The following is a 16657-nucleotide window of genomic DNA, read 5'->3' as shown; positions in this document are numbered from 1 at the left end:
ACTATCGGGCCACTGGGCGGCAGCCTTGAGAATCAGCCTGAAGATAAATACGCCCACCGTGGTTGGGTCATTACGCGGCGCCGAAATGCGTCCGGGCGGTCAGCCCTGCGCGCCGACCCCGACCCTGGATACACCGGCATCGTTGCCGACCCGGCCATGGATCCACTCCCCTGGCCGCAGCCGCCATGTCCGGCGGGCGTAGTCCAGTTCGGTGTACGGCCATTGGGTGACGATGCGCCCGGTCGGCGACCGGAAGTAGCTGTCGCACCGCGTCCAGATGGTGCGCTCCAGGTCCGCGGAAAGTGCGTCGTTGTACCGCCTTTCGGCCTCTGGGCGTACGTCGAGATATCCGCCGCGGCGCGCCAGGCGGCTCACCGCGCTGGCGACCAGCCGCGCCCCGGCCTCGAGGATGTAGACGATGGAGTTGCCGCCCTGGTTGGTGTTGGGGCCGTAGAGCATGAAGAAGTTCGGGAATCCGCTGACCGCGACCCCCAGGTAGGCGGATGGGTCGTCGCCCCAGTGTTCGTGCAGCCGGCGGCCGCCGGCGCCGACGACGTCGATGCCGCAAAGGTAGCGGGAGGTCTCGAAGCCGGTCGCCAGGACAATGACGTCGATGTCAACCTCCGCACCCGTCGCCGTGGTCACCGACGCCGCGCCGACGCGGGCGATGGGATCGGTGACCAGCTCGACATTGTCGCGCTGCAACGCCCGGTAATAATCGTCGCCCAGCAATACCCGTTTACACCGGAACGGATAGTCGGGAGTCAGCGCCCGGCGCAGCGGTTCGTCATCGACGGTGCGCTCGAGAAACGACGTCGCGATCTGGGCGCGCGAGGTCACCACGGGGTCCTCGGCGAAGGTCGCGGTGTTGTCGTGCTGGAACTTCCAGATCTGCCACCGGGTGCGGCGCAGCGCGAGCGGGCTGCGCCGGAAGCGGGCCAATTCGGTTGCGGTGTACGGACGATCGTCCTTGGGCACCATCCAGGGTGGGGTGCGCTGGAAGACTGTGAGGCGCCCGGCGGTCTTGGCCAGTTCGGGGACGACCTGCACCCCGCTGGCGCCGGTGCCGATCACCGCGACGCGGCGGCCGGCCAGATCGAGGTCGTGATCCCACTGCGCGGTGTGCAGCACCGGGCCGGTGAAGTCGCCCAGGCCGTCGATGTCGGGGCGATTGGCAGAACCGAACAAACCGATCGCGCACACGACGACGTCGGCGGTCAGTGTGGCCGAGCGCCCGCCGCGTTCCAGCCGGCAATCCCACCCGCCGGTGTGCGGGTTCCAGTGCAGGGAGCGCACCGTGGTGTCGAGCATGAGCTGGCGGCGCAGGTCGAAATCGTCGGCCACCGATTCGAGGTAGGCCAGTATCTCGGGCTGGCGCGCGTAGGTGCGGCTCCAAGACGCGTTGGGGGCGAAGGAGAACGAGTAGAGGTGGCTTTGGATGTCGCAGGCGGCCCCGGGATAGGTGTTGCGTCGCCAGGTGCCGCCGACTCCGTCGGCCGCCTCGACGATCACCAGGTCGTCGATGCCCGCGCGGCGCAGCGCGACGGCAGCGCCCAGCCCGCCGAAGCCCGCGCCGATGATCGCCACCTTCGGTCCGCGGCGGCGCCGGGTCGCCGCGCGCAATCGCCCAATGGCGTAGAGGAAGCCGGCTTTTCGACTCGTCACGGCCGGCACCCCGCGCGGCGGGTTAGCATGCCGTTTAGGTCGCCGTCGGCGCGCCACCGCTGCAGGATGTCGGCGTACTCGGTGGGTCCGCCGAAGAAGAAGCTGCCCTGCCGAGTCTTGGTGTCGGCCTTGCCCTCCCGGTTGTAATAGCCGGGCGTGCACACCCTGGCCCGTTCGGCGCTGGCGACCGACCGGGACACCACGGTGTCGACCCAGGCGGCCTCGGCGGTGGGCGCGGCCTCGATTTCGGTGATCCCCTCGGTGAGCGCGGTGGCAATGATCCACGCGACGTGGCCGGCCTGCACGTCGAGCAGGTACGGGAAGTTCACCGTCAGACCGGCCTGGGCGATGCTTTCAATGAAGCAGTTCGGGAAGCCGGTCGTGCACAGGCCCTGGAAGGTGCGCACGCCGTCGCCCCAGTGTCCGGTCAGTGTCACACCGTCACGTCCGATCAGCTCGAACCCGGTGCGGCGGCAATAGTCGGTGCCGACCTCGAAACCCGTTGCGAAGATGAGACAGTCGAGTTCGTAGGCGACGCCGTCGACCACCACGCCGGTATCGGTGATGCGCTGCACGCCGCGACCCCGGGTGTCCACCAGGGTGACGTTGTCCCGGTTGAAGGTCTGCAGATACTCGTCGTGAAAGCAGGGCCTTTTGCAGAAGTAGCCGTACCACGGTTTGAGCGCTTCGGCGGTCGCGGGATCGCTGACGATCGCATCGACGCGCGCGCGGATCTCGTCCATCTTGGCGAAGTCGGCCAACTCGATGTCACGGCCGCGTTGTTCGGGATCGGTGAGGCCCTCCCCGTCCTGACGCATCACGGGCAGCTTGCGGGTGATGCTCGTCCAGGCATCGGCGACCATGTCCTGGTCGGCTTGTCCTCCGGCGGTCAGGATTTGAAAGTTCTGTATCCGCTCGCGCTGCCAGCCGGGCCGTAATGCGTTGGCCCACTGAGGATCGGTGGCGCGATTGGCGCGGACGTCGACCGAGGACGGGGTGCGCTGAAAGACGTAGAGCCGGCCGGCGGCCGCGCCGAGGTGCGGTATGCACTGGATCGCGGTGGCACCGGTTCCGATGATGCCGACGCGCTTGCCGGCCAGATGCTGCAGTTGGTCCCCGGTGTAGGCGTAGTCCCACCGACTGGTGTGGAACGCATGACCGCCGAAGGCGCCCAGTCCTTCGATGCCCGGCAACTTCGGCTTGGCCTGATATCCGTTGGCCATGGAGACGAACCTGGCCCGCATCTCGTCGCCGCGGTCGGTGCGGATGATCCAGCGCGATCGTGCCGCGTCCCAACGGATTTCCCGCACATCGGTACGCAGGCAGGCGTCGCGGTAAAGGTCGTAGTGTTCGGCGATGCGGCGGCAGTGGGCGAAGATCTCGGGGCCCTTGGCGTATTTTTCGGTCGGCGTGTAGCCGAGCTCCTCGAGCAGCGGCATGTACACGTACGACTCGACGTCGCAAGCGATTCCGGGATAGCGGTTCCAGTACCAGGTGCCGCCCACGTCGGCCGCCCTGTCGATGAGCCGCACGCTTTCGACGCCCAGCTGGCGTAGCCGTGCACCGGTCAACAACCCGCCGAATCCCGCGCCGATGATGGCGACGTCCACCTCGTCGGCGAGCGGTTCGCGGACGTAGTCGTCGTTCACCCAGGGGTCTTCGGCAAATCGGGCGAACGGGCCGGCCATCTCGACGTACTGCGCGATGCCATCCGCGCGTAACCGGCGCGCGCGCTCTTCGGCGTACTTGCGCCGCAGCGCGTCGACGTCAAGCGCCTGGCGAACGGTCTCGGTCACGGCCTGGGTTCCTCTCCGTGCCCTCGACCCTATAATTTATCGCTTCGCCATATCAAGGGCTCACCGCGGGAGCCTGCCGACGGGCCGTGGCCTTAAGGCGTTGCGCGACACCATGTCTGGGGTCTTCCGGAATGCCGCCACGCAGGGCAGGCCAAGAGGCTACTGACGGCCGCGCTCCTTGCCCGCGGCGATTGCCGCCGCCAGTGAGTCGCCCAGCGTCCACAGCGCCACCCCGATCAAGACCAGATCCTTGAGCAGAAACTGGCCGGGCAGCGCCGAGAGCACCGGAACGCCGTGGGCGTACGTCATGACCACACCCGGCGTGGTGAAGAGAAAACTCAACGTGCCCAAGAACAGCACCACCGCCAGGGCGCTGCCGGCCGCCGAAATCCGCGGCCATAGCGGGCGCACCGCAATGAGCAGTCCGGCAACGATTTCCATCGTTCCGAGGGCATACGCGACGAAGGTGACGCTGAATACGTCATAGACCCAGCTCATCAGCGGGCTGTGCTGAATCAGCACCCGGGCCTCCATCTTCACGTACTTGCCGAAACCGATCCACACCAAAACAAGCACCAGTCCGTAGTGGCTGACGAGTTGGCCCCACCGGGTCAGTGCCGGCGCCGCGGCCGGTGCGAGGGTTTGGTCGATCATCGGGCGAGGTCCTTTCGGCTCAATGCGTGGGCGTTCCCCCAACACACGGTTCAGGGCACGGTTGCGTTCACTCCGGCAACCGCTCGAGGCCGGCGACGATGAGCCGCAACCCGAACGCAAACTCGTCGGCCAACGGGACGGGCAGGTCGTCGGCGACGGTCACCGTCGCGGGAAAGCGGGACGGATCGAGCCGGTGAAACGCCGCTGAGAGTTCGGCGTCCTGTGCACCGTCGGACGCCGCGCCCGCCAGTTGTATTGCGAAGCCCAGCACATAGCGCGCCAGCGTCGCGTACGCGTGGGCGGCGACCGCCGGTGAAAAACCGTTGCCGAGAAGAACGGCCAGGCACCGCTCGCGATTGGCCAACGCGTTCGGCCCCATCGGGGTGTACTCGACCAGAAGGGGCGCGACATTGCCATGCCGGCTCAGCGCGTCAAACATGTGCTGCGCGAACGTGACACACGCCTGCTGCCACGGCATCGCGGCGAGCTCGTCCGCGTCGAGGTCGACCTCGCCAAGAATTTCGTCGATCACCAGTGACACCAATTCGGACCGGTTGGAGAAGTGGCGGTACAACGTGGCGGTGCCCGATTCCAGGCGCTGCGACAGCGACCGCATCGACAACGCCTCAGGACCCTGCTCGTCGACGAGCTCGACGGCCGCGCCCAGGATGCGCTCCATCGGTAGAGCCGGGCGCCCCCGAGAGCGGCGCGGCCGGTCGGTGTCGTCCGCGTCACGCAAGGTGGCTCTCCTGACGCTTGACAGCCCGACCTATTACGGAGACACTGTATCCATAATTAGGTCCATGATTCAAGCCCCTTGACAGCAAGGACATTCGCGATGCTCCTTCCCCTGGCGGTGAAACCCTTTACCGCTCCCACCGACCGTGACATGCTGCCCTCAGAGCGACGCGAGTTCGTGCGCACGCATCGCACCTGCGTCTTCGGCTACCGTCGCCGCAACGACGGCCCGGGCATGTCGATCGTGTACTACATCCCGACCGATACCGACGAATTGCTCGTCTCCACCATGGCCGGTCGTGGCAAGGCCCGCATCGTCGAACGTGACGGCAAGGTCAGCCTGTGCGTGCTCGACGAGCGGTGGCCCTTCGCCTATTTGCAGGTCTATGCCGACGCGACCCTCGACCGGGACCGGGATCTGGCGGTCGACGTGATGATGGCGGTCGGCGGTCGGATGTCGGGCCAACCACTGGGCGACGAGGCGCGGCCGCACATCCGGGAGATGTGTGAACGCGAGGATCGGGTGGTCATTCGCTGCCGGCCATACTCCACCTTTGCGACGCCGCCGCGGCATCTGCACCGTAACGACCAGGCCAAGGAACTCAGCCACTGGGTGTCGGGTGTGATGCCCTGGGACACAGCCGATCCGGCGGCCGGCTGATCACCCGGCGTAGCGGTCACGCAGTTTGCTCAGCGTCGCTTCGATGCCCGAGGCGTTCGCCTTGGCGAAACCCATCCGCTCGTAGTACTTCAGCTTGTTCTTGAGCGCACCGGCGTCGCGGTAGTCGAAGGTCTCGGTGACCGTGGTCTGGGTCGGCGACACCGCGTCGAACTCCCACCGCCACCGGTGACCCAGCGGATGGCGCCATTCGACCAGTTCGTTCGGCATCAACGCGGTAATCGTGCTGGTGATGCGGTAGGGAATGCCGAACATCTTCATGTGCGTCGAAAACTTCGAGCCCGCAACGAGTTGCGGTGGCACGGTGATGTTGTCGCGGACCGTGCCCGATCCGTCCAGTTCGTGGTGCCGGCGGGGATCGGCGACCAAGGCGTACAGCTCCGCCGCCGGGGCGGCAACGTCGACCCTGCGGCTCACCTGGCGGGGACCCCGGTCGACGACAGTGACGGTCATGATGTCTCCTTCCGCTACCCGGCAGCCTAATCCCGTCGCCGGCTTCCACCTGCGCCAATAGCCGCCGGGCCGAGCAGGCAGAATGGAGGGGTCAAGACCTGCCGGGGAAGCGAAGAAGGAGCGGCATGCCCACCAGCGAATATCGGGTGAGCGGGATGAGCTGTGGGCACTGCGAGGCCGCCGTCCAGAGCGAGGTGGCCCAGATTCCCGGCGTCGAGGACGTGGCGGTCAGCGCCACCACGGGCCGGCTCGTCGTCACCAGCGCACAGCCCATCGACGCGGATGCCGTCCTTGGCGCGGTCGACGAGGCCGGCTATGCGGCCGTCCTGGTCGCATGAGCACGCCCCCACGCCAGATCAATCGCGCCGCCTCAACCGCCCCGTCCCGCATCGAGCTGGAGATCACCGGGATGACTTGCGCCTCGTGCGCGGCCCGGATCGAGAAGAAGCTCAACAAGCTCGACGGCGTCGCGGCGACCGTCAACTACGCCACCGAGAAGGCCGCCGTCACGGCCCCCGCCGGTTACGACCCGCGGATTCTCATCGGCGAGATCGAAAGGGCCGGGTACGCCGCCGCACTGCCGCAGGGCTCGACACCCGATGACCGGGAGCTGGCCTCGCTGCGCCGGCGGCTGGTCACCGCGATCGTGCTGGCCGGGCCCGTCATCGCCATGGCCATGGTGCCCGCGTGGGATTTCCCGCACTGGCACTGGGTTTCGCTGGCCCTGACCACACCGGTCGTCGTGTGGTGCGGCCGGCCCTTCCACGCGGCCGCCTGGACCAACCTCAAGCACGGCGTCGCCACCATGGACACACTTGTTTCGCTCGGCACCCTGGCGGCATTTCTGTGGTCGATCTACGCCCTGATTGTCGGGGCCGCCGACCAACCGGGCATGCAGCACGACTTCGAGCTGACCGTCGGGCGCGACGGCGCCCCGTGCCACGTCTACTTCGAGGTCGCCGCGGGTGTGACGTTGTTCGTGCTCGCCGGCCGGTATTTCGAGAAGCGGTCCAAGCGGGCGGCCGGCTCCGCGCTGCGCGAGCTGCTGACACTGGGCGCCAAGGACGTCGCGGTACTACGCGACGGTGCCGAGACCCGCATCCCGATCGAGCACCTCACGATCGGCGACGAGTTCGTCGTGCGTCCCGGGGAACGGATCGCCACCGACGGGATCGTCGTCGCGGGTTCCTCGGCCGTCGACGTCGCCATGCTGACCGGCGAATCCGTCCCGGTCGAGGTCGGTGCGGGCGACGCGGTCACCGGCGCCACCGTCAACGTCGGCGGCCGGCTCGTGGTGCGCGCCACCGGGGTCGGTGACGACACCCAGCTCGCGCAGATGGCCAGGCTCGTCGAGCGGGCGCAATCCGGCAAGGCCCGGGCGCAGCGCCTCGCCGACCGCGTCTCGGGGGTGTTCGTTCCCGTGGTCATCGGCCTCGCGGTGGCGACGCTGGCCGGCTGGCTAGCGGCGGGCTTCTCGATCACCACCGCCCTGACGGCGGCCGTCGCGGTGCTCATCATCGCCTGCCCGTGCGCGCTGGGGTTGGCCACCCCGACCGCCCTGCTGGTCGGCGCCGGACGCGCCGCTCAGCTCGGCGTGCTCATCAACGGGCCCGAAGTGCTCGAGGCCACCCGCAGCGTCGACACGATCGTGCTCGACAAGACCGGCACCGTCACCACCGGCAAGATGACCCTGGTCGACGTCATCCCCGGCCCGCAGACCGACCGCAGCACGCTGTTGCGTTACGCCGGGGCCCTGGAAGACGCCTCCGAGCATCCCGTCGCACGGGCCATCGCCCGGTGCGCCGCGGCCCAACTCGGCGCGCTGCCCGTTCCCACCGACTTCACCGGGATCGACGGCGACGGCGTACAGGGCACGGTCGACGGGCGTGCCGTCGTCGTCGGCCGCGAACGCTTGCTGAGCGGACGCGGGATGCACCTCGACGCCGCGCTGTCGGCGGCCAAGGCCCGCGCCCAGGCGGATGGCAAGACCGCCGTGGTAGTCGGCTGGGACGGCCTGGCCCGCGGCATCGTGGTGGTCGCCGACACGATCAAACCGTCCAGCGCCGAGGCGGTCCGGCAGTTCACCCGACTTGGCCTTACGCCGGTGCTGCTGACCGGCGACAACGCGGGCGTCGCCGCCGGCATCGCCGACGAGCTCGGGATCGCGCAGGTCATCGCCGACGCGACGCCCGTCGACAAGGTCACCGCGGTGCAACGCCTGCAATCGGAGGGCAAGGTGGTCGCCATGGTCGGTGACGGCGTCAACGACGCCGCGGCGCTGGCCGCCGCCGATCTGGGCCTGGCGATGGGCACCGGTACCGACGTCGCGATCCAAGCCGCCGATCTCACGGTCGTCCGCGGTGACCTGCGGGCCGCTGTGGACGCGATCCGGCTGTCCCGGCGGACGCTGGCCACGATCAAGACGAACCTGCTGTGGGCGTTCGGGTACAACCTCGCCGCCATCCCGCTGGCTGCGCTTGGCATGCTCAACCCGATGTTCGCCGGCGCCGCGATGGCCGCCTCCAGCCTTCTCGTCGTCGGCAACAGCCTGCGGCTGCGCTCGTTCACCAGCGTCGTCGACGACGCATGAGCGCGGCAGGGAGTCGAGCGGACCTTGCTCGGCCCACACGCTCAAACGGTCGGCTGACGGACCGCGATCGTATGGGATAGTTGGTCCGGCCGCCGTCTTCGATGACCCCGAACCGGCCCTCGGATATTCACCGCACCCCCGCACAGCGATCGATCTAGCGAAGGTCACGACCGTTGGAGCAGTTCTTCGGACAACTGTCCCTGCTGCATGGCTGGTTTCCGCCGGCCGTGCAGGGGCTGGCGCTGCTCGTGCTGCTCGTGGCGATCCAATGGCGTGCCGGGAGCTGGCTCAAGCGGGTGCTGCCGGTCGCGCTGATCGCGGCCGTCGCGGTGACCCTGCTGGCGCGGTGGTACATCACCTCGCTCGGGGTGGCCGGCGACCCGGCGCCGACGACGCTGTGGCTCTGGATCGCGATGAGCGGCCTGGCCGCCGCCGTCTTCCTGGTGGGGTGGCGGGGCGTCCGCTGGTGGCGTCGCGGGGTGGCGATGGTGTCGATACCGCTGTGCGTCCTGTGTGCCGGCATGGCGCTGAATGGCTGGGTCGGTTACTTTCCGACCGCGCTCGCCGCGTGGAACCAGCTGACGTCGGTGCCGCTGCCCGACCAGATCGACCGGTTGCGGGTGACCGAGATGCAGATCGCCGGAACCAGGCCGACCAAGGGCGTGGTGGTGCCGGTGGACATCGACGACAAGGGCCCCTCTGGTTCGCACTTCACCCACCGCCGAGAGCTCGTCTACCTGCCACCGGCCTGGTTCAACAGCAATCCGCCGCCGCGGCTGCCGGCGGTCATGATGATCAGCTCCGCCTTCAACACCCCGGCAGACTGGCTGGGCCCGGGCGGCGCGTTCACCGCCATCGACAACTTCGCGGCCGCCCACCACGGCTTTTCCCCGGTGCTGGTGTTCGTCGACCCCACCGGTTCCTTCGACAACGACACCGAGTGCGTCAACGGCCCCCGCGGCAACGCCGCCGATCATCTGACCAAGGACATTGAGCCCTTCATGGTGTCGAACTTCGGCGTCAGCACCGACCGCGCCAACTGGGGCGTCGCCGGATGGTCGATGGGCGGTACCTGCGCGGTGGACCTGGCCGTCATGCACCCCGAGTTGTTCAGCGCGTTCGTGGACATCGCGGGTGACCGCGGGCCCAACGGTGGCTCCACAGATCAAACCGTCGCCCGCCTCTTCGGCGGCAATCACGAGGCGTGGGCCGCCTTCGACCCGGTCACCGTCATGACGAAGCACGGCCACTACGAAGGCCTGTCGGGATGGTTCGACGTGCCCTCGTCGACGGAGGCGCGCACGGTCGCGCAGGAAGCCAATCCCACGCTCACCGCCTCCAGCAGCGATCCCGCCGCCAACCCCGAAGGCCAGGACGCCGCGGCGAACTCGCTGTGCGCCGTCGGCACCGCCCACGGCATCGCCTGCGCGGTGGTCACCCAACCGGGCAAGCACGACTGGCCGTTCGCCGCCCAGGCGTTTGCCACGGCACTGCCCTGGCTGGCCTCGACGCTGGGCACACCGAGCACCGAACCGGTGCAATTGCCGCAACGGGCCGCCGGGGAACCGCACTGATTCACCCGCCGGCCCGGACCGTGAATTAGCCAGGGTCGGCGAAATTCACAGCTGACCCTCCCGTAACGGAGCCGACTTCTCGGCACGGCGAATGGTACGGTTCGCTGCTGTGGCCTCGATGTTTTGCATCAACGGCGGTTCCCGCGTGGACCCGCTTGGTGCGCAGCGCGCCACAATCCGGGTGCAAATCCTCGGGCCGAATTCGCCATTTTCATCGCCTCGTGATCATTTGATCGACGCCGTCGCTTGTCAGCCATGAACCGCCGCCAGTTCCTGGGATCGCTCGCCGCGTCTGTCGTCGCGGGCGTCGGCGCCGCCCGGCTGATCGTCGATCCGCAGCCACGCACCTTTGCCCAGACGCCGGCGGCCGACGTGCCGACCTCCGGACCGACCGCCCCGCGGGCCCTATTACCGCCCCCGCCGCCCAGCGCCCGCATCCCGCTGCCCGGCGGCGGCGCCCTGATGAAGCTCCCGGGCGAGGGTGACCTGCTGGCGCTGACCGTCGACGACGGCGTCAACAGCGACGTGGTGCGCGCCTACACGCAGTTCGCCAAGGACACCGGCATACGGCTGACTTATTTCGTGAACGGGATCTACGACTCGTGGACCGACAACCTGGAGCTGCTTCGGCCGCTGGTCGACAGCGGTCAGATCCAGCTCGGCAACCACACCTGGTCACACCCTGACATGACCACACTGACCAAAGAGCAAGTGGCAGAACAGCTTTCCCGCAACGACGCGTTCCTGAAGAAGACGTACGGCATCGGCGCCAAGCCGTACTGGCGGCCGCCATACGCCAAGCGCAACGCCGCCGTCGATGCGGTGGCCGCCGACCTCGGTTACCACGTCCCGACGCTGTGGTCGGGCTCGCTGTCGGACTCGACGCTGATCACCGAGGAGTACATCGTCCAGATGGCCGATCAGTACTTCACGCCGCAGGCCATCGTGATCGGGCACCTCAATCATCTGCCGGTCACGCACGTCTACCCGCAACTCGTCGACATCATCCGCGACCGGAACCTGCGCACCGTCACGCTCAACGACGTCTTCCTCAAGACGCCGTAGCGACTGCTAGTCAACGGATTCCGGCTTCATGCGCCGGGCGCCACCGCACCACCTGGCAATTCTTCGGCCAAAAACATGCGCCGGAGAATTTGATCTCTAAAATTTTAGAGATTGCCCTTCCGCTGGCGGCCCGGTGATTGTTACCGTTCCGTAATGCATCGGGCCGGGGGAGTTTTCGCAGCACTGCTGGTAATTGCGTGCGCACTCGTGGGAGTGGGAAATGCGCGGGCCGACGGCGGTGACGAACCGCAGTACGCGGACTTCTACACCCCGCCTGACCCGCTACCGCCCGGCCAGCCCGGCGATCTGATCCGTACCGAGCCGTCGCGGCTTGTGCTGGAACCCTCCGGACAACTGGGCGCGATCATGGCCACCGGCACCCGGATCATGTACCGCAGCACCGATACCCGCGGCAATCCCATCGCGGTCACGGGCACCTACTTCGAGCCCTACAACGACTGGCCCGGGCGCGGACCGCGGCCGTTGATCAGCTACGCGCCCGGCACCCAGGGCCAGGGCAATCAGTGCGCCCCGTCACGAATGTTCAACCAGGGCATCCACTACTCGGGTGGCTGGGACATCATGTTCAACTACGAGGAGCTGTTTGTCGCGACGATGGTCGCGCGTGGCTTCGCCATCGTGATGACCGACTATCAGGGTCTGGGCACCCCGTCCATGCACACCTATGTGGGCCGGGTGGCCGAGGGTCAGGCCGTGCTCGATGCGGCCCGCGCGGCCATGCGGCTGCCCGCGACGTCGTTGGATCCGCATGGGCCGGTAGCGTTTTGGGGCTACTCGCAAGGCGGTGGCGCGACCGCATCGGCCGCCGAGCTCGCCTCCCAATACGCCCCGGACCTCCACATCGTGGGCACCTACGCCGGCGCACCTCCGGCCAACCTCAAGGAACTGTTGCCCTACGCCGACGGCAGCGCGCTCGTCGGTGTCGTCGGGTATGCCCTCAACAGCGTCATGGCGGCCTATCCGGAGTTCGCCGACATCATCCGCTCCAAGATGACGCCCCGCGGGTTGGCAATGCTGGAATCGGTATCGCGGCAATGCGTCGGACAAACCCTGCTGGACTTCATGTTTCGCCACATTCAGCCCTATTTCACCGAGGACATCAACCAGCTGGTGAACGAGGAGCCGTTCAACAGCCTGTTCGAGGCTCAACGGCTCGGGCGCTTCAAACCCAACGCGCCGGTCATGATCGACAGCAATCGCTATGACCCGCTGGTGCCCTGGACCGCGGCCAACCAGCTGGGCCGCGACTGGTGCGCCCAGGACGCCGACGTCGAATTCCGCACCAACGAAGAGCCACCCTTCCTCAACAAGCTCGTCATCAACCACGCGCTGCCGATGCTGGTCGACGGCGAACCGGCCATGCAATGGATCGCCGCGCGCTTCAACGGCGAGCCCACCACGCCGAACTGCGGTCAGTTCTAACGGATTCGCGCGATCCGGGCCGCCGCCGCCTCCGCCGGATAAACTGGGGCGTATCGCTGCACGTAGAAAGCACAACGCGCCGGAGCGGCGCCGCCAGCTCGCCGACGCCGCGATCGAGCTGCTGGGCGCCAACGGTGTGCACGGCGTCAGTCATCCCAAGGTCGACGACCACGCCGCAGTGCCGGCCGGCACCACGTCGTTCTATTTTCGGACCCGCAAGGCATTGGTGCACGCCATGGCGACACGGCTGGCCGAGCTCGACATCGCCGACTTCTCGATGATGGCCGAGCTCGCCGAGAATCACGCGACCCAGTTCGCCGGCACCGCTGGCCTGGCCCGCATCGTCATGTACGTGAACAGCGAACCCTGGCTGACGCGCGCCAAGGCCCGCTATGAACTCGCGCTGCTGGCCGGCCGCGACCCGGAACTGGCCGCTGCGCTCAACGAATCCGCCGACCGGCTCTACGCGTTGGCGCGCAGTGTCGTCACCCAATGGCATACCGCCGACAGCGCGCCGGATCCGGACCTGGTCGATGACCAGGCAACCGCCACCCTGGCGTTCATCAACGGCATCATGTTGACCTTCGTCGCGGGCCAGCCGGCCGTCGACGATGCCGAGCGCTTGGACCGCCTGATCCAGGGCGTCATCGCGGGCGTAGCCGCGGTTCGCGCAGACTGACGAAACTGTCGCTGGCACAGAACTATCGAAGGACCGCACGCGCCCGTGCAAGCTCGGGAAGCCGACTGTCTTTTGGGATCTTCCCGATGGCATCAATAAGCTGCCTTCGCGCCGGCTCGCCGCGCAGCTCGAAATCGTCGAGGCTCGCGCGGATTTCAAAGAGCCGCGCACCTTGGCGGCGGGCGACCTCGCGGGCGGCGGCGAGGTCATCGGCGCGCGCATTCGACCCCGCGTGGGTCTGCGCCCGGGCCCGCAGCAGTTCGGCGTCGTAAAAACGCACGCCGGTGTCGGCTGCGAATTGGAGCGCGGTGTCGAGACGGGCACGGGCCTGGTCCACCTGCTCGCCGGCAATCAACAGCCGTCCCAGAATGCACCAATAGAAGGGCCTATACGTGCTGGCCCCGAGCGCTTGCCAGACCTCGATCACCTGCGTCATGGCCTCAATGTGTGGACCCAGCGAGGCGGGATCGCGATTGCGCGCAGCGATAGCGGCCCGCCCGTCGACCATCGCTTTTTCGGTCTCGCCGAGCAGCTGCCAATACAGATAGTCGAGCCCGTATCGGTCTGCGGTGTCGGCTATTTCGTGGACCAGTTCGCGAGCGCGATCGTACTGAGCGGTCTCGGCGCAGACCCAGATGTCCATGTCGATGGCGTAGAGATGGTTATAGGGCCTTTGTGGATAACCGAGCTGGCTCGCGCGGTCGACGGCGCGCTTGAGCTGCACCTCGGCGCCGGTGAGATCGCCTTGCACCAAGAGGTGCCAGGCCAGGTGTTCGTGTGCCAGGGCCACCGGGTCATGCGGGACGAACCAAATGGCCTGGATCCGCTGTTCGTATTCCTCAACTAAACCCGTCGCCTGTTCGAAATATGCCCTAGCGCTGTCGAATTCACCGCGTAGCCACGCCACGATTCCCGCCGAGCCGGCGAGAGCCGGCCGGAACCATTCTCGGCCATCCGCGGTGGCCGCCTGTGCGGCCCGTAACAGCGAATCGGCCCGGCGCAGGTCCGAACGCCAAAGGTAGTAGGCGCCTACGGCGGGCAGCGTCGCAAACAGTTCATCGTCGCGCAGATTTGTGCCCGCAAGCTGTAGGCAGCGCTCGAAATCCGCAGCGGCAACCGGGCTTTGGGCCCCTTCGGCGGTGGCAGTGAGGTAGCCGCGTTCCAGCCGCGGGGCGATCTCGCGGTGGTCGCGGTCCGGGCCGGGCGGGCATTGCTCAACTTGGGTGAGGGCGTGGGTCAGGTAGGTGCGGGCTTCGGCGAGGGCGCCGCGGCGACGTGCTGCGGCCGTCGCCCGTTGGTAGGCCGACGCGGCATCGGCGTGGCGGGCGCCCCGCTCGTAATGCGAGGCAACCAATGGCCAGTCGGGGTCACCGGTCATGGTGTTGATCAAGGCGTCGGCGACCTTCGCATGCAGCGTGCGCCGCACGCTCGGCGGAGCGAGTTCGTCGGCGACCTCGCGAAGCAGCTCATGGCGGAAACGGCAGCCGGCGTTTCCGGTGCGTTCGAACACGCCCGCATCCATGAGACGGTCGATGACTTCGTCGACCTCTTGCTCGTCGAGGTCCACCACCGCGATCAACAGCGATCGATCGATGTTGCGGCCGATGACCGCGGCGGCCTCCACCACCGGCACCACATTGTTGCCCGCGCGCAGCTGTGCGAAAAGCGGTTCATACAGCGCGTCGGGCACCTGTGTGCCGTCCGACGGCGCCATGTGCAACCCCGCCAGGACCTGCTCGATGTAGAAGGGCACCCCGTCGCAACGGCGTCGTACCTCTGCGCGCTCTTCGGCGCTTGCTGTCGGGTCCAGTGCGCCGATGAGCACGTCGGCCTCTTCGTCCGTCAACGGCGACAAGTCGAATTGCTCTAGCCGCCAATCGTTCGGTAGCGACTTCTCGTCACGACTGGTTAGCACGACGAGTAGCTGTCCACTGCCGGCGTTCAGCATCGCCCCGACCACATCCAGCGTCGGGGGATCGAACCACTGCAGGTCCTCGGCGACGAGCAGCGCCGGCGCATCGCTCAGGCAGGCCGTGAGGTAGTCGCGCACCGTCGCGGCGATCGACTGCTCCAACCTGCGGCCCTCGGCTTCGAGAGGTTCATAGCCGTGTTCGGGTCCGATTCCCAACACCGGTGCGAGCGCGGGCAGGGCGGTATTCGGATCGAGCTCGCGCGCAACTATTTCGGCTCGCAGCAGACGCAGCCGCTCCGTCGGATCGATTTCGCGAGTTATGCCGCACCGTCGCTCCAGCAGAACGCGAACCGGGTGCAAGCCCACGTGGGGGTGGAAGGGCGACCCGGCCAGCTCTAGAACTTCCGCGCCCGACTGCCTCACCAGGTCCGTGGCTTCGGCTACGAGCCGGCTCTTGCCGACGCCCGGTTCGCCGCAGAAGAACAGCCCGGGGGTTTTGAGCGCGCCCGCTTGTGCGCGCCGCCAGTGTGTGTGCAGCTGGGTCAGCTCGCGATGGCGGCCCACCAGAGGTCCGTGGACGCGCGCCGGTCGGTCAGCACGTTCGCTGTCGACGCGGTGGTGAGCGATCAATCCGGCCACGCCCTTGACCGGGGCGGCGGGCTGCTCTTCGAGCTCGAAGTCGTTGCGCACCAATGCCGCAACCGGATCGGAAACCACCACCGAATTCGGCGCCGCGAGTCCCGACAGGCGGGCAGCCAAGTTCGCCGCCAACCCGTACACATCGTCCTGTGCGGTGTCCAGGTACACCAGCCCGCGGTGCACCCCTACGCGCACCGCGATGTCGAATCCGAACCGGCGGTGGGTCTGCTCGCTGAGCCTTGCTACCCCGCGGGCGATGTCCAGTCCTGCGTGCACCGCCCGTTTGACGTCGTTCTCATGCGCAGTCGGGTGACCGAACACCGCCAGCAATCCGTCGCCCTTGGTGGAGCCGATGTGACCCTCGTACCCGTCAACCGTGCGAGAAACGATATCCCGGTAGCCTCCCACCACCAGGCGATAAATCTCCGGCTCCACGCGGGTCGACAACACGGTTGAATCGACCACGTCGGCGAACAGAATGGTGAGCCGCCGGATCTCGCCTCCCACACCGGGCGCGGCCGACAGCAAGTCCTCGGCGTCGGCATTCGCCTGGTCGATGGCAAGTACCTGACCGGCCAAGGCCGTCGCCGTCGTCGGGTCACCACGATTGATTGCGGACACGGCGCGATCGACCAGCTCGTCGATCGATGCGTCGAGCTCGCTATGGGTACTCACGCTCTCCGCCGGCATGCCCCAGCCGTCCGTCACGTGAATATCGTCCCACCATCGACGCCTCAGCAGCCTGATATTCAGCAGCTCAGCGAACCGCC

Annotated in this window: 13 protein-coding genes; 7 read left to right on the top strand and 6 right to left on the bottom strand. The window is 67.5% G+C overall.

The window, feature by feature from the left end:
- Positions 1–99: 99 nt before the first annotated feature.
- From DQP58_RS05395 to DQP58_RS05380, 4 genes are all read right to left on the bottom strand, one after another.
- Positions 100–1665 (bottom strand): flavin-containing monooxygenase, encoded by a 1566-nt coding sequence (locus DQP58_RS05395; RefSeq protein WP_112707483.1) that lies wholly within the window; start codon positions 1663–1665, stop codon positions 100–102.
- Complete coding sequence (locus tag DQP58_RS05390; RefSeq protein WP_112707455.1) at positions 1662–3461, bottom strand: flavin-containing monooxygenase; 1800 nt, start codon at positions 3459–3461, stop codon at positions 1662–1664. Before DQP58_RS05390 ends, DQP58_RS05395 begins: the two co-directional genes overlap by 4 nt.
- A gap of 159 nt (positions 3462–3620) precedes the next feature.
- On the bottom strand, positions 3621–4115 hold the full coding sequence (locus tag DQP58_RS05385; protein WP_112707454.1) for a DUF417 family protein: 495 nt from the start codon (positions 4113–4115) through the stop codon (positions 3621–3623).
- A gap of 67 nt (positions 4116–4182) precedes the next feature.
- A complete protein-coding gene (locus DQP58_RS05380; protein ID WP_112707453.1) occupies positions 4183–4794 on the bottom strand; it encodes a TetR/AcrR family transcriptional regulator in 612 nt (203 codons plus the stop codon).
- Positions 4795–4953: 159 nt separating this feature from the next.
- Between DQP58_RS05380 and DQP58_RS05375 the strand changes: the two genes are divergently transcribed.
- Positions 4954–5514, top strand: coding sequence for a pyridoxamine 5'-phosphate oxidase family protein (locus tag DQP58_RS05375; RefSeq protein WP_112707452.1), 561 nt, complete (start codon positions 4954–4956; stop codon positions 5512–5514).
- Here the strand turns inward: DQP58_RS05375 and DQP58_RS05370 are convergent, their stop codons facing one another.
- A complete protein-coding gene (locus DQP58_RS05370) occupies positions 5515–5985 on the bottom strand; it encodes an SRPBCC family protein (RefSeq protein ID WP_112707451.1) in 471 nt (156 codons plus the stop codon).
- Between the two features lie 125 nt (positions 5986–6110).
- On the opposite strand from DQP58_RS05370, the gene DQP58_RS05365 reads away from it, so the two are divergent.
- From DQP58_RS05365 to DQP58_RS05340, 6 genes are all read left to right on the top strand, one after another.
- Complete coding sequence (locus tag DQP58_RS05365; RefSeq protein ID WP_112707450.1) at positions 6111–6323, top strand: heavy-metal-associated domain-containing protein; 213 nt, start codon at positions 6111–6113, stop codon at positions 6321–6323.
- Positions 6320–8575 (top strand): heavy metal translocating P-type ATPase, encoded by a 2256-nt coding sequence (locus DQP58_RS05360; protein WP_112707449.1) that lies wholly within the window; start codon positions 6320–6322, stop codon positions 8573–8575. Before DQP58_RS05365 ends, DQP58_RS05360 begins: the two co-directional genes overlap by 4 nt.
- A 173-nt stretch (positions 8576–8748) precedes the next feature.
- On the top strand, positions 8749–10149 hold the full coding sequence (locus DQP58_RS05355; protein ID WP_112707448.1) for an alpha/beta hydrolase-fold protein: 1401 nt from the start codon (positions 8749–8751) through the stop codon (positions 10147–10149).
- Positions 10150–10404: 255 nt separating this feature from the next.
- Positions 10405–11214 carry a polysaccharide deacetylase family protein gene (locus DQP58_RS05350; RefSeq protein ID WP_066868462.1) on the top strand — a complete coding sequence of 270 codons (810 nt, stop codon included), beginning with the start codon at positions 10405–10407 and terminating at the stop codon, positions 11212–11214.
- 153 nt (positions 11215–11367) lie between these two features.
- Positions 11368–12657 (top strand): lipase family protein, encoded by a 1290-nt coding sequence (locus tag DQP58_RS05345; RefSeq protein ID WP_165827800.1) that lies wholly within the window; start codon positions 11368–11370, stop codon positions 12655–12657.
- Positions 12658–12700: 43 nt separating this feature from the next.
- Positions 12701–13336, top strand: a complete 636-nt coding sequence (locus tag DQP58_RS05340; protein ID WP_430915696.1) for a TetR/AcrR family transcriptional regulator — start codon at positions 12701–12703, stop codon at positions 13334–13336.
- 22 nt (positions 13337–13358) lie between these two features.
- Here DQP58_RS05340 and DQP58_RS05335 read toward each other — a convergent pair whose 3' ends face one another.
- Positions 13359–16562: an ATP-binding protein gene (locus DQP58_RS05335; protein ID WP_240629571.1), complete on the bottom strand. Its 3204-nt coding sequence runs from the start codon at positions 16560–16562 to the stop codon at positions 13359–13361.
- Positions 16563–16657 lie beyond the last annotated feature (95 nt).

This window comes from Mycobacterium colombiense, from assembly GCF_003284975.1.
GTDB lineage: Bacteria > Actinomycetota > Actinomycetes > Mycobacteriales > Mycobacteriaceae > Mycobacterium > Mycobacterium europaeum_A.
The sequence above is the reverse complement of the archived record's forward strand: the minus strand, read 5'-3'. Positions and strand labels throughout refer to the sequence as shown.